The 20,661-nt window shown below is 69.8% G+C and carries 15 protein-coding genes; 5 read left to right on the plus strand and 10 right to left on the minus strand.

Translation table 11 applies throughout. From position 1 onward, the window contains the following. Positions 1-159: 159 nt before the first annotated feature. Complete coding sequence (locus tag HAV40_RS20320) at positions 160-585, plus strand: hypothetical protein (protein ID WP_166383560.1); 426 nt, start codon at positions 160-162, stop codon at positions 583-585. Between the two features lie 1,252 nt (positions 586-1,837). Next, positions 1,838-2,905 (plus strand): S8 family serine peptidase, encoded by a 1,068-nt coding sequence (locus HAV40_RS20325; protein WP_166383562.1) that lies wholly within the window; start codon positions 1,838-1,840, stop codon positions 2,903-2,905. Here HAV40_RS20325 and HAV40_RS20330 read toward each other — a convergent pair. The 4 genes from HAV40_RS20330 to HAV40_RS20345 form a co-directional block, all read right to left on the minus strand. Continuing rightward, the gene (locus HAV40_RS20330) at positions 2,888-3,886 is read right to left on the minus strand and encodes an ArsR/SmtB family transcription factor (RefSeq protein ID WP_166383564.1); all 999 of its coding nucleotides are present in this window, start codon (positions 3,884-3,886) and stop codon (positions 2,888-2,890) included. The two genes, HAV40_RS20325 and HAV40_RS20330, sit on opposite strands and share 18 nt — an antisense overlap. A 245-nt stretch (positions 3,887-4,131) precedes the next feature. Continuing rightward, the gene (locus tag HAV40_RS20335; RefSeq protein WP_166383705.1) at positions 4,132-5,178 is read right to left on the minus strand and encodes a hypothetical protein; all 1,047 of its coding nucleotides are present in this window, start codon (positions 5,176-5,178) and stop codon (positions 4,132-4,134) included. A gap of 27 nt (positions 5,179-5,205) precedes the next feature. Beyond that, positions 5,206-6,306 (minus strand): mannose-1-phosphate guanylyltransferase, encoded by a 1,101-nt coding sequence (locus tag HAV40_RS20340; RefSeq protein ID WP_166383566.1) that lies wholly within the window; start codon positions 6,304-6,306, stop codon positions 5,206-5,208. 92 nt (positions 6,307-6,398) lie between these two features. Then, positions 6,399-7,547 carry a glycosyltransferase family 4 protein gene (locus tag HAV40_RS20345; RefSeq protein WP_166383568.1) on the minus strand — a complete coding sequence of 383 codons (1,149 nt, stop codon included), beginning with the start codon at positions 7,545-7,547 and terminating at the stop codon, positions 6,399-6,401. A 157-nt stretch (positions 7,548-7,704) separates the two neighbouring features. Between HAV40_RS20345 and HAV40_RS20350 the strand changes: the two genes are divergently transcribed. Further along, a complete protein-coding gene (locus HAV40_RS20350; RefSeq protein WP_166383570.1) occupies positions 7,705-8,418 on the plus strand; it encodes a TIGR03089 family protein in 714 nt (237 codons plus the stop codon). Positions 8,419-8,555: 137 nt separating this feature from the next. On the opposite strand, the gene HAV40_RS20355 is transcribed toward HAV40_RS20350, so the two are convergent. Both HAV40_RS20355 and HAV40_RS20360 read right to left on the minus strand, forming a co-directional pair. Then, on the minus strand, positions 8,556-10,496 hold the full coding sequence (locus tag HAV40_RS20355) for an acetoacetate--CoA ligase (RefSeq protein ID WP_166383707.1): 1,941 nt from the start codon (positions 10,494-10,496) through the stop codon (positions 8,556-8,558). Between the two features lie 235 nt (positions 10,497-10,731). Beyond that, the gene (locus tag HAV40_RS20360; protein WP_239086006.1) at positions 10,732-11,184 is read right to left on the minus strand and encodes an acyl-CoA thioesterase; all 453 of its coding nucleotides are present in this window, start codon (positions 11,182-11,184) and stop codon (positions 10,732-10,734) included. 175 nt (positions 11,185-11,359) lie between these two features. Here HAV40_RS20360 and HAV40_RS20365 point away from each other — a divergent pair, with 175 nt between their 5' ends. Further along, positions 11,360-11,887 (plus strand): hypothetical protein, encoded by a 528-nt coding sequence (locus HAV40_RS20365; protein WP_166383574.1) that lies wholly within the window; start codon positions 11,360-11,362, stop codon positions 11,885-11,887. A 14-nt stretch (positions 11,888-11,901) separates the two neighbouring features. Next, a complete protein-coding gene (locus tag HAV40_RS20370; RefSeq protein WP_166383576.1) occupies positions 11,902-12,924 on the plus strand; it encodes a hypothetical protein in 1,023 nt (340 codons plus the stop codon). 58 nt (positions 12,925-12,982) lie between these two features. Here the strand turns inward: HAV40_RS20370 and hrpA are convergent, their stop codons facing one another. The 4 genes from hrpA to HAV40_RS20390 all read right to left on the minus strand — a co-directional run bounded on the left by hrpA (position 12,983) and on the right by HAV40_RS20390 (position 20,505). Further along, positions 12,983-16,972 carry an ATP-dependent RNA helicase HrpA gene (gene hrpA / locus HAV40_RS20375; RefSeq protein WP_166383578.1) on the minus strand — a complete coding sequence of 1,330 codons (3,990 nt, stop codon included), beginning with the start codon at positions 16,970-16,972 and terminating at the stop codon, positions 12,983-12,985. 168 nt (positions 16,973-17,140) lie between these two features. After that, positions 17,141-18,553 (minus strand): glycoside hydrolase family 18 protein, encoded by a 1,413-nt coding sequence (locus tag HAV40_RS20380; RefSeq protein WP_166383580.1) that lies wholly within the window; start codon positions 18,551-18,553, stop codon positions 17,141-17,143. Between the two features lie 114 nt (positions 18,554-18,667). Then, the gene (locus HAV40_RS20385; RefSeq protein ID WP_166383582.1) at positions 18,668-19,678 is read right to left on the minus strand and encodes a glycosyltransferase family 2 protein; all 1,011 of its coding nucleotides are present in this window, start codon (positions 19,676-19,678) and stop codon (positions 18,668-18,670) included. A 53-nt stretch (positions 19,679-19,731) separates the two neighbouring features. Then, on the minus strand, positions 19,732-20,505 hold the full coding sequence (locus HAV40_RS20390; protein WP_166383584.1) for a VOC family protein: 774 nt from the start codon (positions 20,503-20,505) through the stop codon (positions 19,732-19,734). Positions 20,506-20,661: the final 156 nt, after the last annotated feature.

The raw sequence follows: 20,661 nt of genomic DNA on the forward strand, positions 1-20,661 counted from the left end.
CTGATCCGCTGTACGTCCGGTGAGTTATCCACAGGCGGTCCGGTAAGGGCTGTGCTGAGCGTCATCAATCCGTTACCCTGCCCGCAGACGTGAACCCGGCGGGTGTGGATCGTTGGTGCCGGAAACGTCTCCACAGCGCGCTTCTTTGGGGAGGGAAGCATGCCTGAAAAACGCACACAGGAACGGCTGACCGTTGACCTGGCCGGCCTACGCGAAGTCCGCGCCGACCTGAGCCACGATACGGAAGCAGGCCTGCGGCCGGGGCTGATCGCAGCACAACATCGGCTGGCTTGGGGAGCACGCTTCTGTCTCGCCCTGCAGTCTGCAGAAGGGCTGGCTGCGCGGGTATCTGTCAACGACGTCCTTGTACAGCACCGCCAAAACAGTGAGTATCAATTACGGATCGCCGAAGGCTTGGTGCTTGCGCTTGAGCGCATCGTAGAGAACTACGCAAATGCAGATAATCGTGCGGCTGCTCGGATCAACGAGGTTGAGACCGAGCTCACAAGGGCAATTACACAGCTCGAGAAGGCCGCAACGGCTCAGAAAAACCCATCCTCTCAAGCGCATGGGATGCTGTCGTGAGCGCCAGACCGATCGGCGTGCTTCGAGATGAAGGCGGCTACGTCGCGAGACCGCAGGACGCGCTCGAACAGTGGCCCACACAAGGACAGACAAATTGGGTATCCGTCGACCCTCCCCGAGCGTGGGACATGCTCCGCAATGAGGACGATGCGCGTGGATGGGAGCAGGTCAAAGCACTCAGGGCAATGGCTAGTTTATTGATGGCGCAAGCCGAAAAGTTGTCCAAGCAGCGCGAAGCACTGGCTCAGATGTGGCCTGCGGACCACAGTCCTGCAGCTTCCGTGGCTCTCAGACAGATTGACAGCCTCATCGCTTGGATGCGTCAGGACAGTGAGGTAGCCATCCAAAATGCACTGGCTATCGACGGAATTATGGCTGCGACGGCGAAGGCTAAACGTGAGGTGCACGCGGTAGTTGAGGACTGGGAACTGACCACGGAAGACGGCGGCCCTGAATGGTGGGATCGTGAAGCCGCGCGGCTCAGCTACGTCACCGAGCAGACGATGAACGCAACCGAACGCGCCATTCGCGACCATCGGGCCACGATCGTAATGCCAGCAACGCTGCTGTTCCGCGAGCCGATGACCATGCTTGGAGGACCGGGCCCTGGGGACAGTCCACAACCTCCGAGTGGCGGTGGTCCGCGACCCGCCCGTGTCGCCGCTGGCGGTATAGGCACCCCGGTCGTTCCACCGACATTGCCGGGATACCCTCCGTTGATAACGGACCCATCGGGTGCCCCCTCTCCGGACCTGCAAGGATCTTTGCCTCCAGTTCCAGCGTCGCCTGGGCAGCCAGTATCGATGCTTCCTATCGCGCCGGGCAACCCGTACGCCCCGTATGGCGGCGCGTACGTCCTACCAGGGCCAGGCGTGGGAACAAGCGGCTACGTTGTTGCGCTTCCGAAACCCGGCTCGGGCAATGCAGCAACGATCACGACGCCTGTTCGCGGAACGAACTTGAGCAGCCCTGGGCTGATGCCCCTACCCATGGGCGGACTTGGCGCACAGCCTGGTCGCGGAGGTGCTGGTTCGGCAAGTCGACGCAACGGAGATACGCGCTGGGAGGTGGCTAACGGCGTCCCGCCGATCATTAAACCGGCCGATGAGGCTCTACCCACAGGATCATCGCCGGAGCAGGTCGAGGACGGCTTTAGACAATGGTTTACGCAAACCGCGATGCCCTGGAGGACCGAGCCGACGTCAAGCGAGCCGGCACCCATCGTCAGAATCCGCCGAGGGAACCCAGCACCATGAGGATGACCCTTGGCATTCGCCGAGCAATTACAACTCTTCTCCTGATCACGGTTGCGACCGGAAACCCCGTCGCTGCATACGGGGTAGATCAAATTGAAGATGGTCAATGGTTTCATGCATTCTTGCATTCCAAGGAGGCACAGGCGACCTCACGCGGAGCGGGCGTGACTGTCGCCGTTCTGGACTCAGGTGTAGACGCGACGCACCCAGACCTGAGTGGCTCCGTGCTCCCCGGCAAGGATTTTGTCAAGGCCGATGGTGACGGGCGAGTTGATGCCGCCGGGCATGGCACTGCCATGGCTGGCCTAATCGTGGCGCATGGTCGGGTTGCAGGTATCGCACCGGACGCCAAAATTCTTCCCGTGCGCTTTACAGAGTTCGAGCCGGGTGAGTCAACCCAATTAGTCAAGGCGATTCGCTGGGCCACAGCGCAGAAGGCCGATGTCATCTCGATCTCCATCGGCATGGCGCGTGACGATCCCGAAATGCGAAAGGCGGTGCGGGAGGCTACTGACGAAGGCATCATAGTCGTTGCTTCCGCAGGCAACACGCCAGTAGCGAAGGCAGTCGAGTATCCAGCCGCCTACCCTGACGTCCTCGCTGTGGGATGTATCGATAAAAATGGCGATCACGCTGCGATATCAGTAAAAAGTTCCCGAATTGACATTGTTGCACCATGTGTAGGAGTAACCAGCGCCAACACGAACCATGCCTGGTCCATAGGTACTGGAACCTCAAGCGCCACAGCAATAGTGGCTGGTGCAGTAGCTCTGGTGCAAGCAGCCTTTCCTGGAATATCCGGCTCCGAGGTAAGGCACCGTTTGACCGCGACTGCCGTTGACAAGGGACCAGTTGGCCATGATGTGCAGTACGGCTTTGGCGTAGTCGATCTCGTTGGCGCACTGACGGCGGACGTGCCGCCACTCGTATCTGCTTCTGCGACTGTTAGCCCACCTGCCGATCCATCGCCTGACGGCTCCAGCCCCTTGCTGTGGGCACTCGGTGCGGTCCTCGTGATCGGCGCTCTGGCACTTATCGTCGTCAGATCACGGAGGCGTGGGTGAGCGGCCTGCGAGCATCGCGTTGCCGAGTGGTGTGAGGGTGTGCAGGACGGTGTTGCGGTCGCGGAGGCTGTGCACCAAGCCCGCTTCGCGAAGCACCGCCACGTGCTGACTCGCGGCCGCCGCCGACACGTCGAGCCGCCGGGCGAGCCCTGTCGTCGTGCTCCCGTCGGCCAGCAGTTCGACGACCGCCGCCCGCGTACGCCCCAGCAACGCCGCCAACGCCTCCGGGCTGCGTACGACGGCGGCTCTTGCCTCGTGGTGGACCGAGTACACCAGCACCGGCGGCAGTTCCGGGTCGAACAGGCACACCGGCTTGCTCGGCGTCTTGAAGTACGACGGAACCAGCTGCAGGCCACGCCCTTCGAGGTGCACGTCCCGGTTCGACGGGTATTCGGAGATCTCCAGCACGCTGCCGTCGAACCGTACCGTCGGGTGAATGGTGTTGAGCAGCCCTTCGGTCCCGGCGTCGAGCATGGTGCGGGCGCGCAGCCCACGGTCGGCGTCGACGGCGGTGCGCACCCGGTCCCACATGGGCGCGATGGCCGTCTCGTGGTACCGGCTGATGGCGGTGCCGAGTTCTCCCAGGGCACGCGTCGCCCCGCCACCGACGTCGTCGACGTTGCCCGCCAGGGAACCCTGCGCATCGCCGAGGGCGTTGATCTCCTTGCGGAGCCGGTCCTTGGGCGTGGACAGCACGGCTTCGAGCCCGGGGGCGATGCCTGCGGCAGCCTCGGGCGGGGTGAGGAAGTCGGGGAAGTAACCGACCGGCGGGTTGAGCGCGAGCAGCAGCCCGACCTGGTCGCGCAGCGCGCCGCCGGGCTTCAGGTCGCTGATCATGCGGTTCTTCCAGCCGCCCAGCAGTGGATCGGTGCCGCGGTATCGCAGCAGGTGGATGCTGAGCGCGAGTTCCCACATCGGGTCCGGTGTCGACGAGATCCGGGTACGGACCAGGTCGGCACTGGTGAAGTGGATACGCAGCATGAGCTCTCCGGGCTAGGGGTCCGCGCTGACTCTACCGGCCGAGGTGACCTGGGTCTTTAAGTCACAGCCGAAAGACGTAGACCCTTCGCCATTCGGTGGATGATCCTTGGCGCAGCCTGGGGAACCGAGGCGGCGCCTCTTCGGAGGGGCGAACTCGGCCGTACGGGGGCGTACGGGGCGATGCGGTAGCGGCTGGTCGGTCTGCCGGAGGCAGGTCGACCGGCCGCTCCGTACGCGGGCGGAGGCTACGGAACCCCAGCTTGAAGCCACAGCGCGATGCGGTGATCCTCGTCGGCTACATATACGGGTGCGCCGTCGCGTTCGGAGACGCCTTCGACGTGGTGCAGTGGTGCCAGGTCGGCGATCAGGGCCGGGGCGACCAGCGCGGGGCCGGTGCCGCCGGGCAGCTCGAAGCGCAGGTGGCGGCAGGTCGCGTCGCGGGCGTCGGGGTGCTGCTCCAGCAGGATGGATCCCTTGTCGAGGGCGTCGATCGAGCCGACCACGACGTCGTAGGCGCCGTCCGCACGGGCCGCGAGGGCGCGTACGCCGAGCGGGCCGGGGCCGATGCCGGTGAGGGCGTACACCCCGGCGACGCCGAGGGTTTCCGCGCCGCTGAACAGGCCGGGCACGCCGGTGAGTTCGACGAGGATCGGCTCGCCGAGCGCGGTGACGGGCCAGCGGAGTCCGGCGAGCAGCGTGCCGCGGGCGGTGAAGGCAGCGCCTTCGATGTTGACGGGGTGGTCGCCGGCGGCGAGCTGGCTGATCCAGCGTTTGCCTTTGGCGGTGCCGCGGCGTACGGCCTCGCCGACGAACCCGGCGTGCACGACGTCGCGGACGGGTTCGGGGGCGGCGGGGTGCCCGATGGCGGCGAGCGCGGCCAGGGCGTCGTTGACGGCGCGGTGCAGCGCGAACCGGTGCCTGATGATCTGCAACCGGGGCGTGGCCGACTCGCGGAAGCGGGCCACGAAGGCGCGTTTGGGCTGCAGCGGGCCGGCTTTGGAACCGAAGTGCGAGCCGAGCACGTAGACCCAGCCGTCGAGCCGGGCCAGCGCCTCGGCGTCCTCGGTGCGGCCCTCGTGGTCGCCCGCGGTCGCCTTGACGTGCTCGGCCCGCCAGCCGCCGTCGGGCTGTTCGACGAGCAGTGCCAGGCACTGCTCGACCGGGCCCTCGTCGAGGACGGTCCAGTAGGCCCGGCGTGCGCCCAGCTCGGCCAGCAGATCTTCATCGTGTACGGGCAGCAGGTCGCTCGCCTCGTTGCCTGCCGCGGACAGCTCCACCAGTCGCATGAAGATCAGCGTAGGCAGTCGAGGCGAGCGCCGTCAGATGCGGCTGTCGCCGCGCTCCTTGAGCTCGTCGACGAGCTTCTTGACGTCCTGGGCCCGGTCGCGGGGGCAGACCAGCACCGCGTCGGGGGTGTCGACGACGATCACGTCGTGCATGCCGAGCGCGGCGACGAGGCGGCCGGACTGCGGCACGACGACGGTGCCGGTGGAGTCGTGCAGCAGCACCTCGGGCTTGCCGCCGTCGAGGGTGGCGCTGTCGCCGACGATGACGTTGCCGTTGTCGTCGGCGGGCAGCACGTCGCCGAGGGTGTGGAAGTCGCCGACGTCGTTCCAGCCGAAGTCGCCGGGCACGGTCGCGACGAGCCCGGCCGCGGCCGCGCCTTCCATGACCGCGTAGTCGACGGAGATCTTGGGCAGGGTCGGCCAGATCTCGCCGAGCACCCGGTCGCGGTCGTCGGTGTCCCAGGCGGCGGCGATGCGGAGCAGGCCGTCGTGCAGCTCGGGCTGCTGGCGGTGCAGTTCCTTGAGGAAGACGTCGACGCGCCAGACGAACATGCTGGCGTTCCACAGGTAGCGGCCGGACCGCACGTACTCGGTCGCGACGTCCAGGGAGGGCTTCTCCTTGAACTCGTCGACGGTGCGGATCGGGCCGTCGACGGTCTTGCCGCACTGCAGGTAGCCGTAGCCGGTCTCGGGGTGGGTCGGGGTGATGCCGACGGTCATGAGCAGGCCGCGGCGGGCGCCGGCCTCGGCGTCGCGCAGCACTTCGACGAAGCGGGCGCCGTCGCGGACCAGGTGGTCGGCGGCGAACGAGCCCATCACGGCCTCGGGGTCGCGCTGGGCGATGACCGCGGCGGCCAGGCCGATGGCGGCGCAGGAGTCGCGCGGGCTGGGCTCGATGAGGATGTTGGACTCGGGCAGGTCGGGCAGCTGCCGCGCGATCCCTGGCGCGTGGGCGACTCCCGTCACCACGTACGTGTCGCCGAGCGCCGCCACGGAGGCGAGCCGGGCCACGGTCGCCTGGATGAGGGTCTCAGCGGTGCCGGTCAGGGGGTGCAGGAACTTCGGGTTCGTGGCGCGCGACAGCGGCCAGAGACGGGTTCCACTTCCACCTGCGGGAATGACGGCGTGCAGCATCCGCCCATTCTGCCTGACAGATGCGACCATTCGACGCACCCCGCCCGTGACGCCAGCCGCATTCGCCTGCTAGTGAGCGGGGTGCGGCCTGGTCAGCGCTGGTGGCGGATCGAGCGCTGCCAGGCGCTGACGTGCGCGTCGGCGCTGGAACTCCAGCTGAACTCCTTCGCCCGGGACAGCCCGGCGGCGGCCAGCGCGCAGCGGCGCGGCTCGTCGTCGAGCAGGATCGCGAGGTCCTTGGCGATGTGGTCGGCGTCCTGGCCGGTGTAGGCGACCGCGTCGCCGCCGACCTCGGGCAGCGACAGCCGGGGCGTGGTCAGCACCGGCGCGCCGCAGGCCATGGCCTCAAGGATCGGCAGGCCGAAGCCTTCGCCATGGCTCGGGTACGCGCACAGGACGGCGCCGCCGAGGAATCCGGGCAGGTCCGCGTACCGCAGATAGCCGGGGCGCAGCAACCGCAGGTGGGCGGGTACTTCCGCGGCCACCCGGTCGATCTCGTCGTCGTGGCCCTGGCCACCGGCGAGCACCAGCGCGGGCGGGTCGACCCGGTCACGGACCGCCGCCATCCAGCCGCGGATCAGGTTCGGGACGTTCTTGCGGGGCTCCTTCGCGCCCAGGAACGCGATGTAGGTCTGGTCGCCGAGCCCCAGCCGGGACCGCACGCGGGCCTTCTCCTCCTCGCCGGGCACGTGGAAGGCGGTGTGGTCGACGCCGTGGTAGGCCACGTCGATGCGGGTCGGGTCGGCGTCGAGCAGCCGGATCAGCTCGTCGCGGGTCGCCTTGCTGGGCACGATGACCCGCTCGGCCCGGCGCAGCGAGGTCTTGATCGCGGAGCGGAAGAAGGTGCCGCGGGACTTCTCGTAATGCTCGGGCTCGGTGAAGAACGTCGCGTCGTGCACGGTCACCGTCACCGGGCAGCCGGCCCGCAGCGGGCAGGTGTAGAACGGCGAGTGCAGCACCTGCGCGCCGACCTGCTGGGCGAGCAGCGGCAGGCCGGTCTGCTCCCAGGCGAGCCGGGCCGGGCGGTGGGCCACCGCGGCGGGGGCGGCGACGACCTGCGCGTGCGGCAGGGTGCGGGCGTATCGCTCCTGGTCGGTGCGCTGGGAGACCACTACCAGGTCGATGTCGGAATGGTCGGCGAGGGCGCCGAGCAGGCCGTCGAGATACCTACCGACGCCACCGCGGTCAGCGGGGACGCTGGTGGCGTCGACAAGCACCCGGGGAGAGCGAGCGATCGTCACGGTGAACACTCCTTGTGGGGGTGTGCAGCGCAGCCCAGCCGACCGCCGCTCTGCGGTTGTGAGACTGTGCGCTGTTTCACAGCAGTCACGCTTCAGACTACGCCCGACATGCCCCATGGCAAGGTCCACGACGCGGCAGTGTCGGTAGCCTGACCACGTGTCCACTATCGGTCAGCTCTTCGCCGCGACGGTCGCCACCGATCCGGCAAAACCCCTTCTCACCTGGTACGACGACGCGACGGGTGAGCGCACCGAGCTCTCCGGCGCGACGCTGGCCAACTGGGTGTCCAAGACGGCGAACCTGCTCGTCGACGGGTGCGGGCTGGGCCCCGGCGGCGTCGCCTCGATCTCGCTGCCCCCGCACTGGCAGACCGCCTCGATCATGCTGGCCTGTTGGACGGCAGGTCTGGCCGTGTCGCACAGCGCGGACGTGCCCGCCGACGTCGCCTTCGTCGAGCCGGAGGCCGCCGCGTCCGCCCCCGACACGTACGCCGTGAGCCTTCACCCGTTCGCGCTACCGCTGCGCGACCTGCCGCCGGGCGTGTCGGACTGGGTCAGCTCCGCCCGCGCCCACGGCGACTTCTACGGCGGCCCGGCGGCCGACCCCGGCGCGCCGTCACTGGTCGGGCTGCCCGGCGGCGGTGGTTCGATCACACACGCCGAGCTGGCGGAGCGCTCACTGGCCCGCGCCAAGGAACTGGAGATCGCCAAGGGCGACCGCGTCCTCATCGACCTCGGTGCCCACCCGCGCCCCCTGGACTGGCTCACCGCCCCCATCGCCGCCGGCGCTTCCCTGGTTCTCTCCCACCGCACCGCCCCCGGCATCCTCGAAACCCGCGCCGCCACCGAACGCGCCCGCCTCATCCCGTGACCGCACCACCCGTTTTCGATAGACGCTGGCCTATCACATCGAAAAATCGGCGATCATCTTCGATGTGATAGGCCAGCGTCTATGCAAAGCGGGGTGGCGAGCGCCGGCGCGGCGGCGTTGGCGCCGGCGGGCGGGGGTCAGCGGGACTTGGCGAGGTGTTCGAAGGCCAGCAGGGATTCGGGGTTGGCCAGGGCGCCCTTGGCGGCGGCGGACTCGACCGGAGTGCCGGTGAGGATGCGCTTGACGGGGACCTCCAGCTTCTTGCCGGACAGGGTGCGCGGGACGGCTGCGACCTGGTGGATCACGTCGGGGATGTGGCGTGGGGACAGCGCGGTGCGCAGCTCGCGGGCGATCTTCGACTTGAGCGCGTCGTCGAGGTCGAGACCGGGCTGGAGCACCACGAACAGCAGCAGCTCGCCCGCGCCGCCCTCGTCGTCCTCCAGGTGCACGACGACCGAGTCGGCGACCTCGGCCATGCCCTCGACGACCGAGTAGAACTCGGCCGTGCCCAGGCGTACGCCGCCGCGGTTCAGGGTCGCGTCGGAGCGGCCGGTGATGACGCAGGTCCCCCGGTCGGTGACGGTGATCCAGTCGCCGTGCCGCCAGACGCCGGGGAAGACGTCGAAGTACGCCTCGCGGTAGCGCGAGCCGTCGGTGTCGCCCCAGAAGGCGACCGGCATGCTCGGCATCGGCGCGCTGATGACCAGCTCGCCGAGGGCGTTGTCGAGCGGGTGGCCGGTCGGGTCGTACGCCTCGACCTTCGCGCCGAGCGCGCGGGCCGAGATCTCACCGGGGTAGACCGGGTTGAGCGGGGTGCCGCCGACGAAGCCGGTGCACACGTCGGTGCCGCCGGACAGCGAGATGAGCAGCAGGTCGGGCTTGACGTTCGCGTACACCCAGACGTAGCCCTCGGGCGGCAGCGGCGCTCCCGTCGAGCCCAGGCCGCGCAGCTGGGACAGGTCGGCGATCTCGCGCGGCACGACGCCCTCCTTGCGGCAGGCCAGCAGGTACGGCGCGGAGGTGCCGAAGTAGGTCATGCCCGCCTGCTCGGCCAGCCGCCACAGCGCGCCCAGGTCGGGGGCGGCCGGGTTGCCGTCGAACAGCACGATCGCCGCGCCGACGGCCGGGCCGGAGACCAGGTAGTTCCACATCATCCAGCCGGTGGTGGAGAACCAGAAGTAGCGGTCGCCGGGCCCCAGGTCGTGGTGCAGGGCGAGCATCTTCAGGTGCTCCAGCAGGATGCCGCCGTGGCCGTGCACGATCGGCTTGGGCAGGCCGGTGGTGCCGGAGGAGTAGAGGACGTACAGCGGCTGGGCGAACGGGACCGGGGTGAACTCCAGCGGCTCGTCGGTATCGGCGGCCAGCTCACCGAGGCCGACGACGCCCTGGGTGTACGGCAGCAGCACGGTGTGGGCCAGCGACGGCAGCGCCGCCTGGATGGCCGCGACCTCGCCCTGCCGGTCGATGAGCTTCTCGCCGTAGCGGTAGCCGTCGACGGCGACCAGCACCTTCGGGGAGATCTGCTGCCAGCGGTCGGTGACGCTGCGGGTGCCGAACTCGGGCGCGCAGGACGAGAAGATCGCCCCGAGGCTCGCCGTGGCCAGCATCAGCACCACGGTCTCCGGGATGTTCGGCAGGTATGCCGCGACCCGGTCGCCCTCGCCGACGCCGAGCCGGCGCAGCCCGGCCCGTGCCCGGCGGACCTGCTCGCGCAGCTGCGCGGCGGTGAGGATGACCGGTTCGCGGGTCTGCGAGTAGCCCAGCACCATCGGCTCGTCGTCGCCGACGCCCGGCATCCGCAGCACGTGCTCGGCGTAGTTGAGCGTCGCGCCGGGGAACCAGTCCGCGCCCGGCATGGTGGCGTCGGGCAACACCCCGGTGGGCTGGTCATGTGCGATGACCTCGAAGTAGTCCCAGATGGAGGACCAGAATCCGGGCAGGTCGGTGGTGCTCCAGCGCCACAGCCCGGCGTAGTCGTCGAAGGTGAGCCCGCGCTCGCGCTCCAGCCAGCCCAGGTAGTCGCCGATGCGGGAGTGCTGCCTGATGTCGGCCGGTGGGGTCCACAGCGCTTCGGTCATCATGATCCTCTCCCGCGAAACACCGTCGTTTCCGCTGGCAGCGTGCTTGATGGTCGCCAGGATCGCGACCGGGTGCCACGTGCTCGCCAGCGTTTGCTGTTCGCATCCTGCCGCATGGCGCGACGGATCATTCTCCGACCTGGCCCGGCGTCCCCGCGCTGGGTCCGGGCACACCGGCAGCGGCCCGCCCATGGGCCGGACCGCCATCACCGCGACGCGTCAGCGCCGGGCGGCGTCAGGCCCCGTCGGCGCGGTGCCGGTCGATGGCCTGGCGGCGGGCGAGGCGGTGCTCGCGGCGGATCTCCGCCTCGTGGAAGCGGCGTACGTCCTGCGGGCTCTCCGGCACGACCGGCGGCACCGCGCGCGGGTTGCCCTCGGCGTCGACCCCGACGAACACGAGGTACGCGGTGGCGACGTTCACGGGCTCGCGGTCGGCCTCGTTCCACCGCTCGGCGAACACCGTCACGCCGATCTCCACCGAGGTCTTGCCGGTCCAGTTGACCTGCGCCTTGGCGTGCACCAGGTCGCCGACCTTCACCGGCACCATGAGCGTGATCTCGTCGATGGCGACGGTGACGGCGTTGAAACCGCAGTGCCGGGCCGCGGCCGCGCCCGCCGCGTCGTCCACGAACTTCATGATCACGCCACCGTGCACGGTGCCGTACAGGTTGACGTCCTGGTTCGTCATGATGCGGCTCAACGTGACCCGCGAGAACGCGGTCGGATGGCCGGGCGGCGGAGTGTCGATCACGCCGTTCACCGTACGCCCCTCCGCCGAACGGTTGACGCACGGCAGGTTTTCAGTAAGGTAGCGCCACATGCGTCATGTATGGAGCCTTCTCGCCGGAATTGCGCTCACGCCCGTGGCCTGGATCGTCGTCGCCTACGGACAGGCGGTCCTGTTCGACGCCGGGCAGGTCGGCGGGCATCATCCGCTCTGGCTGGGCCTGGCGCTGTTCGCCGCCGTCGGCCTGGTGCTCGGCCTGATCGGCACCCTGCGAGTCTCGCCCGCGGGGCCGCTGTTCATGGCACTGAGCTACCTGGGCGCGACCGGGCTGCTGATCGCCCGACCCGAGACCGCCAGGCAGCTGCTGCCTGACCTGGTGCAGGTCGGCGGCACCCTCGTCGTGCCGCTGAGCCCGGTGTCGACCGGGGTGCTGGGGCTGATCGGCGCGATGATGGTGATCGCCGTGGCGAGCCCGCAGCGCTGGCGGAGCTGGCCGCGCCCGGCAGCCGAGCCGAGCTGGCCGGAGATGCTGGCCCCGCCGGCCGACCCGTACGAGAACACGCTGGCAGACCGCGACTCGTTCAGCGGATTCGCGGACTTGCGGACCCCGGCAGACGCGAGCGGCGTCGATACGCCATCCTGGAGCGCGCCAACCAAGGTCTGACCCCGGAGGCATGGATGCGCCACATTGGATCGTTTCTGCTCGCGCTCGTCTTCGCCCCGGCGATCTTTCTGCTGACAGGCAGCGGGCTCAGCGCCTTCCAGACGATGTGGGCGTCCGGCGGAGCGCCGTCCGCGGCGCTCGACGCCGCCGTCGCAGCGGGTGCGCTGCTGCTGGCAAGCGCGCTCTACGCGGTCCTCACCATGGTGCGGCTGTCCCCGATCGGCCCGTTCCTGGCCGGGTTGGGCCTGCTCGGCACGAGCGTGTGGGCGGCGGGCTGGTCGCAGTCCTATGCGCACACGTTCGCCATGCTCGACGTGCACATGGGCGGCGCGGTCGGCCAGTCCGGCCTGGGCCTGGTGCTGGCGGTGCCGCTGCTGGCCACCGTGGTCAGCCCGCGCCGCTGGCGCAAGCACGAGCGGCTGGCCGACGAGACCGTCGCGCTGGCGGCGTACCCGCTCCAGCAGGGCCGCCCGCCGATGCCCGCGGACCAGACCCGCGCGTTCACCAGCGTGCCGGGCGAGCAGGGCTACACCGGCCTGCCGGACGTTCCTGCGCCGTCGCTGCACTACCCGCGCGCCACGCCGCAGGGCATCCCGACGGTGAACGTGCCGCCCGCCCCGGTCGCGCCGCCGCAGGCCGCACCGCCGAAGGCGGCCCGGAAGAAGGCTGCACCCGTGGCCGCGACCCCGCCCGGCGAAGCGCCCCCGCTGCCGCGCCGCACCCCGGCGGCCGAGTCGGCTGTCGCGGCCGCGGCGGCCCAGCCCGCCGCCCAGCCCACGGTGCCGTCGCCGTCCGCAGCGTCCACGCAGGCCACGGTGCCCGCGCAGGCCGCACCACAGCCGCCTGCCCCGGCGCGGACCGCCCCGGCGGCGGCCCAGCCCCCGGTCCCGCCGCAGCGTTCGGCCCCGCCGCAGGCTGCCACGCCGCAGGCCCCGAGCGCCCCGCAGAGCCCGGTGCCGCCGCCGCTGCCCGAGGAGTCGACGGTGATGCTCACCGCGCCCGCCGACCAGCAGACCTTCAAGCTGGAGCGGGACTGACCTCACGACGGCGACGGCCCCACACCCTGAGGGTGTGGGGCCGTCGCCGTCGGGTGCCTCAGGCGGGCAGGGTCGCCAGCGCCCGGTAGATGCGCTTGTCGGAAACCGGATACGGGGTGCCCAGTGACTGGGCGAAGTAGCTGACGCGCAGCTCCTCGATCATCCAGCGGACCTCGGTCAGGGTGTCCCAGCCGGGTGCGCCGGGCCGGATCGCGGCGCGGGCGTCGGTGTACTCCTGCTGTACGTCCTCGATCAGCAGCAGCCGTTCCCGGTCGCGCTGCGGCGACTCGGGCAGTTTGGCCAGCCGCTGCTCGACCGCCCGCAGGTAGCGCACCAGGTCGGGCAGCTTGCGCAGTCCGGTCGCGGCCACGAAGCCGGGGTAGACCAGCCCGGTGAGCTGGGCCCGGATGTCGGCCACCGACCGCACCAGCAGCACGTTGGTGATCGACTTGAGCTGCCGGTCGATGTCGTACGCCAGCGACAGGATCGGGTCGAGCTGCTGCAGGATCTCGTACATCGTGTCGGGCATGTCGGCCCGCGCCTTGGCCACCAGGGCCGCGAACGCGTCGGCGTCCCAGGCCGGGCCGCCCGCCTCGATGATGGCCTTGTCGACGGCGGAGGTGACGACGTCCTCCAGCAGCTTGCCGACGCTGCCGTGCGGGTTGCGGCTCAGCGCCAGTTTCGCCTGGTTGGACAGCCGCCCCTGGAGCGACTTGAGCGGCGGCGGCGCGCCGAGCAGCACCAGCCGCCGGGTGCCGCGCCACATCGCGTTCCACTGCTCGCCGGGGCTGTCGAAGACGCCGACCCCGACGCTGTCGCCCTCGTCGACGAGCGCCGGATAGCCCTTGACGGCGACTGAGCCACCCCCGAACGTGCCGCGCTGGCGTTCGACGACCTTCGCGAGCGGGCCGATGGTCCACGTCCGCAGCCCGTGCTGCTCCATGTCGTCGGCCGCCGCGGCGACCGCGGCCTGCGCCTTGTCCCGTAGCCGGCGTTTGAGTTCGGCCAGGTCCTTGCCCTCGGCGAGGGTCTTGCCCTGCTCGTCCTCGACCCGGAAGGTCATCCGCAGGTGGTCGGGCACCTTGTCCGGCTCCCAGGCCTCGCGGGCCACCACCACGCCGGTCATCGCACGCAGCTGCCGCTCCAGCAGCGCCAGCAGCGGCTGCCCGTCCGGCTTCTGCCCGGCGAGGGCTTCCTTGACGTAGTCGGGCACGGGCACGAAGTTGCGGCGGACCGCCTTGGGCAGCGAGCGTACGAGCGCCACGGCCAGCTCTTCGCGTACACCGGGGATCTGCCAGTCGAATCCGGCCGGGGTGATCTGGTTGAGCAGCGGCAGCGGGATGTGCACCGTGACGCCGTCGGCGTTGGTGCCCGGCTCGAACTGGTAGGTCAGCGGCAGCTCGAACTCGCCCTGCTGCCACACGTCGGGGTAGTCGTCCTCGTCGACGCCGCCCGCCGCCTCGTTGACCAGCATCGACTTCTCGAAGCTCAGCAGGTCGGGGGTCTCGTGCCGGGCTTTCTTCCACCAGCTGTCGAAGTGGCGGCCGGAGACGATGTCGGCGGGCAGCCGCTCATCGTAGAAGTCGAACAGGGTGCCGTCGTCGACGAGGATGTCGCGGCGGCGTACCCGATGCTCCAGCTCTTCGACCTCGGCCAGCAGGTCGCGGTTGGCGTGGAAGAACTCGTGGTGGGTCTCCCAGTCGCCGTCGACCAGGGCGTGCCGGATGAACAGCTCGCGGGACAGCGCCGGGTCGATGCGGCCGAAGTTGACTTTGCGCTTGGCCACGATGGGGATGCCGTAGAGCGTCACCTTCTCGTACGCCAGGACGGCGGCCTGCTTCTTCTCCCAGTGCGGCTCGCTGTACTGCCGCTTGACCAGGTGCTCGGCCAGCGACTCGGCCCACTCGGGCTCGATCTTCGCGGCGATGCGGCCCCACAGCCGGGACGTCTCGACCAGCTCGGCCGCCATGACCCACTTCGGCGACTTCTTGAACAGCGACGAGCCGGGGAACAGCGAGAACCGCGCGTTGCGGGCGCCGATGAAGTCGCGCTTCTCCGGGTCGTGCATGCCGATGTGCGACAGCAGGCCCGCCAGCAGGGACTGGTGCAAACGCTGCGCGTCGGCGGGCACGGTGTTGAGCGTGAAGCCCATGCCCTTGACGACCTGGCGCAGCTGCGACTCCAGGTCCTGCCACTCGCGGATACGCAGGTAGTGCAGGAAGTCGGTCTTGCAGGTGCGCCGGAACTGGTTCGAGGACAGCTCCTGCTGCTGCTCCTTGATCCAGTTCCAGAGGTTGAGGAACGCGGTGAAGTCGGAGTCCTTGTCCGCGAACCGGGCGTGCTTCTCCCCCGCCGCCTGCTGCTTGTCGGCGGGGCGCTCGCGCGGGTCCTGGATGGACAGCGCCGCCGTGATGATCAGCACCTCGCGCAGGCAGCCGTTGCGGTCGGCCTCCAGGACCATCCGGCCCAGCCGCGGGTCGACGGGCAGCTGGGCCAGCTTGCGGCCGAGCGGGGTGAGCTTGCCCGGCTCGCCGCGCACCGGGGCCTCCAGCGCGCCCAGCTCGTGCAGCAGGTCCAGGCCGTCGGCGATGTTGCGGCGGTCCGGCGGGTCGATGAACGGGAACGCGGCGATGTCGCCGAGTCCCAGCGAGATCATCTGCAGGATGACCGAGGCCAGGTTGGTACGCAGGATCTCCGGCTCGGTGAACTCCGGCCTGCCGAGGAAGTCCGCCTCCTCGTACAACCGGATCGCGATGCCGTCCGAGAGCCGTCCGCAGCGGCCCTTGCGCTGGTTGGCCGACGCCTGCGACACCGCCTCGATGGGCAGCCGCTGCACCTTGAGCCGGTTGCTGTAGCGGGAGATGCGGGCCGTGCCCGGGTCGACCACGTACTTGATGCCCGGCACGGTCAGCGACGTCTCGGCGACGTTGGTGGCGAGCACGATGCGCCGCCCGGTGTGCTGCTGGAAGACCTTGTGCTGCTCGGCGGTGGACAGCCGGGCGTACAGCGGCAGGATCTCGGTGTGCCGCAGGTTGCGTTTGCGCAGCATGTCGGCGGTGTCGCGGATCTCCCGCTCGCCGCTGAGGAACACCAGCACGTCGCCCGGAGCCTCGCCGGCCAGCTCGTCCACGGCGTCGGAGATGGCCTGGATCTGGTCGCGCTCGGAGTCGCCGTCCTCCTCGTCGCCCTCGACGACGAGCGGCCGGTAGCGGACCTCGACCGGGTACGTCCGGCCGGAGACCTCGACGATCGGGGCGGGTTTCGCCTCGCCGCCGACGACGGCCGTGGCGAAGTGCGCCGCGAAGCGCTCCGGGTCGATGGTCGCCGAGGTGATGATCACCTTGAGGTCGGGCCGCCTGGGCAGGAGCTGCTTGAGGTAGCCGAGGATGAAGTCGATGTTGAGGCTGCGCTCGTGCGCCTCGTCGATGATCAGCGTGTCGTACATCGAGAGTGTCCGGTCGTGCTGGATCTCGGCCAGCAGGATGCCGTCGGTCATCAGCTTGATCATCGTCTGGTCGCCGACGTGGTCGGTGAACCGGACCTTCCACCCCACGACGCCGCCGAGCGGGGTGTCCAGCTCCTCGGCGATGCGCTCGGCGACGGTCCGGGCGGCCAGCCGGCGCGGCTGGGTGTGGCCGATCAGCCCCCGCAGCCCGCGGCCGAGTTCGAGGCAGATCTTGGGGATCTGGGTGGTCTTGCCGGAGCCCGTCTCGCCCGCGACGATCACGACCTGGTGGTCGCGGATCGCGTCGGCGATGTCGTCGCGCTTCTGGCTGACCGGCAGCTCGGCCGGGTAGGTGACGGTCGGCACCCCGGCAGCCCGCAGGGCGAGCTTCTCCTCGGCGGTAACGACGGCCGCGGTGATCTGCGCCACAGCGGCGTCCAGCGCCGCTCCGGGCTTGGTCCGGCGTACGCCGTCGAGGCGCCTGCCGAGCCTGCGGCGATCCTGCGCCGTCAGCTCGTCGACGCGTTTACGCAGCTCGGTGAGCTGGCTGGGGTTGCGGGGCGGCCTGTTGCGGAGCGGCGCGGACTCGGACTGCGATGTCATGACGGGCCCCAGGATATGCCGCCGACCTCCCCTGCCGACCAGCGGTTTTCGCCCGCCGCCCGGTTCCCGCCTGATTACGGCCCGGCGACCAGCGCCAGCACCCCCGCTCGCGCGGAGGCGACGAGGTCGGCGCGGCCGACAGTACGGCCACGCCGACCTCGCGGTGATCTAGCGCAGCACCGGGTTCAGCGCGTTGATGAGCGCGTTGTCGTCGGAGTCCTGGCTGAGCTCCCAGGCCATCGCGCCGCGCAGGCCGAGCAGCTTGATCAGCGCGGTGCGCTCGGCGAGCGACTTCGGATCGGTGTAGACGATCGTGGTCGGGGCGGTGACGGTGCCGGTGGTGAGCACGTGCTCGGCCGCCGGGTTCCACAGGTACGGCTCACCGGCGAACACGTTCCACTTGCGGGTCCAGCCGCCGGTGGTGGCGCCTGCCGGGGTCAGCACGCCCGACACGTCCACCAGGTCGTGGTACGACGGCTGCGGCTTGGAGTCCCAGACCAGCGAGTCGGGGTTCATGCCGGTGTTGTCGAACGCCTTGTAGAGCCCGTCGGCGTTGCGGATGTACTGCACGCCGTAGAAGGGCACGCCCACGACGATCTTGCTGGCGGGCACCCCCTGGGCGAGGTAGTAGCCCACCGTGCCGACGGTGTTCCAGGTCCAGTCGTCGGCCTCGGGGTCGCGCGGGTCGCGGGTGAACAGGGTGCTCGGACCCGCCACGGAACCGCCGGACACGTTGTAGTCGTAGGTCATGATGTTGACCCAGTCCATCGACTTCGTGAACTCGCGCAGCTCGTAGTACTTGGTGGAGCTCTTGGCCGCGGGCAGTGCCGCGGTCAGCAGGTAGTGCTTGCCGTCGGCGCGGCCCTGCACGTCGAGCTGGCGGCGGAACTCCTGGGCCAGCAGCGTCGCGTTGTGCCGGTCCTCCGGGCCGTAGTCGACGTTGCTGTCGGCCTTGGCCGTCGGGTACTCCCAGTCCAGGTCGATGCCGTCGAAGATGCCCTTCGCGACGCCGATGCCGCCCGCGTCCTCGGGCCAGCCGCCGGTCGGCAGGTTGCCCTTGATGAAGGTGTCGATGCAGGCCGACACGAACGCCTGGCGGCGCTCGGCGGTCTTGGCGACGCTCGAGAACCAGGTCGACTTCGTCCAGCCGCCGAGCGAGATCTCGATCCTCAGGTGCGGGTTGGCCGCCTTGAGCTTGCGCAGCTGGTTGAAGTTTCCGTAGACGTTCTGGCCGGGGTAGGTGTCGGCGACACCGTCCACGGTGTTCTCCGGGCCCCAGTAGACCTGCTGGTAGTCGGCCCACGGGTCGAGCACGTCGCAGCCGACGGCACCGGTGGCCTGGTTGAACGTCGGCACGCCGAAGGCGTACTGGATGACGTTCAGCTTGTCGGCGGGGATGTCCTTGACGAAGTAACCCCGCCCGTAGACGGACCAGTTGGTGAAGTAGGCGGAGATCACCTTCTTCGGCGCGTCCGGCTTGGGGGCGCCGCCGGCCGCGGTGGCCGGAGCTGCCAGGAAGCCGGCGCCCAGGGCCAGGGCGACCGCCCCGGCGATACCCGGGCGGAGCAGTGTTCTGAGCATATGCACTCCCATCGTTCGTCCATGCGAACCTTCACGCGGGAGCGGCACTTCAGTCAAGAGTCCTAACAGTTGGATTTGCCAAGTGTCCCAGGCGAATCGGGAGTGGACATCGCGTCAGCCAGGTCGGCGCAGTCGCGCGTCGGGCCGCCGGGGGCGCACCGGCTCGTCGGGGAAGTCGGGCTCCGGTCCGGCCTCGGTCAGCGAGTCCTCGCCGACGAAGTATCCCGGCCGGGCCTGGATGCCGTGGTAGATCCGACCCACGTACTCCCCGAGCAGGCCGAGGCAGATGAGTTGGCTCGCGCCGAGGAACAGCACCACCAGCGACAGCGAGGTCCAGCCGGGCACGACCGCGCCCTGGAAGTACGCCACGAGCACCTTCACGGCGGCGATGGCGCAGGCCAGCGCTCCGATCGCGCCCAGCCAGATGCCCAGCCGCAGCGGGGCCGCGGTGAAGCTGATGACACTGTCGACGGTCAGGTTGATCATTTTGGCCAGCGGGTACTTGCTGACTCCCGCGGCCCGCTTCTCGCGCGTGTAGACGACCTGGCCGCTGGGGAAGCCCAGCCACGGCACCAGCAGCCGGTAGACGGGCGCCTGCTCGGGCAGTTGCCGCAGCGCGTCCACCATGGCCCGGCTGAGCAGCCGGAAGTCACCGGCGCCGGGCGGCATCCGGTTGCCGACGATGCGGCGCATCAGCCGGTAGTAGAGGTCGGCCGTGGCCCGCTTGAACAGGGTGTCGCTGGCCCGGTCGCCGCGGACGCCGTACACGATGTCCAGGTGCTGGGCCTCGGCCAGGCCCAGCATCTCGGCGATGACCTCGGGCGGGTCCTGCAGGTCGGCGTCGATGGTGACGACGTGGTCGCCGCGCGAGCGGTGCAGGCCCGCGGTCAGCGCCGCCTGGTGCCCGCTGTTGCGGCGCAGCCGGACCAGCCGCAGCTCGGGCCACTTCGCCCGCATCAGGGTCACCATGGCGGCGGTCGCGTCGCGGCTGCCGTCATCGACGGCGACCACCTCGTAGGTCCGGCCCAGCCCGTCGAGCACCGGGCGCAACCTGCTCACGAGCAGGGGCAGCACCGCCTCCTCGTTGTACATCGGGATGACGACGGACAGTCTCGGCACGGCCATGACGAAACGATAACCACCATCGCGCTCGATGCCCCGGGTCACGCGGGACGGTCTCAGCGGGAGAAATCCGGATCGCTCTTGATGATCGAGAAGGTGGCGCCCTGCGGGTCCTTCAGGATCGCGAACCGTCCGGCGGGCGAGTCTTCCGGCGGCATGACCATGATCGCGCCCAGTGCCAGGGCCTGGGCGTACGCGGCGTCGCAGTCGTCCACCGCGAAGTAGACCGACCAGTGCGACGGCATCGGCCCCCACGCGGCGTCGATGGGCATCGCGCCCGCCACCGCCCGGCCCTCGGCCTCCAGCAGCGTGTAGGTCACGCCCGCGGCCATGGACACGTCGCGCATGCCCACCCCGAAGACCTCGCGGTAGAAGACCTTGGCCGCGTCGAGGTCGGAGGTCATCAGCTCGGTCCAGGTCACGCTGCCGGGCTCGTCGGCCAGTTCGAAGCCGTCGAACTCCAGCGGCTGCCACGCGGAGAAGAACGCGCCCTCGGGGTCGGTGAACACCGCCATCCGGCCCTGGCCCATCACGTCCATCGGCGGCACGAGCACGGTGCCGCCGTGCTCGGCGACCTTCGCCATGGTGTCGTCGGCGTCGCGGGTGGCGAAGTAGGTCGTCCACGAGCTGCCCCGGCCGACGTCGGTGGCGGGGCCGAGACCGGCGACCTGCCTGCCGTCCTTGCGGAACAGCCGGTAGTCGCCCGCGTCGGGTCCCATGCCCTCGTCGGTCCAGCCGAACAGCCCACCGTAGAACGCCACCGAGCCGTCGAGGTCGGTGCTGCCCAGGTCCACCCAGCTCGGAGTGCCCTGCTCATACTTCGCCGCCATGCCGACATCCTTACGCCGCGCGCGTCGGCAGGCGCTCCGCATCGCCGAAATTCCGCTCTCAGGGCAGCGCCGTGGCACCGGACTTCGGCAACCGGCAGCCTGGCACGGGCCGCTCCTGAAAGACTGGCCACGGCGTGCCGCGTACCCATCGGGGCG

It is taken from the genome of Catellatospora methionotrophica (assembly GCF_011297335.1).
GTDB classification, from domain to species: domain Bacteria; phylum Actinomycetota; class Actinomycetes; order Mycobacteriales; family Micromonosporaceae; genus Catellatospora; species Catellatospora methionotrophica.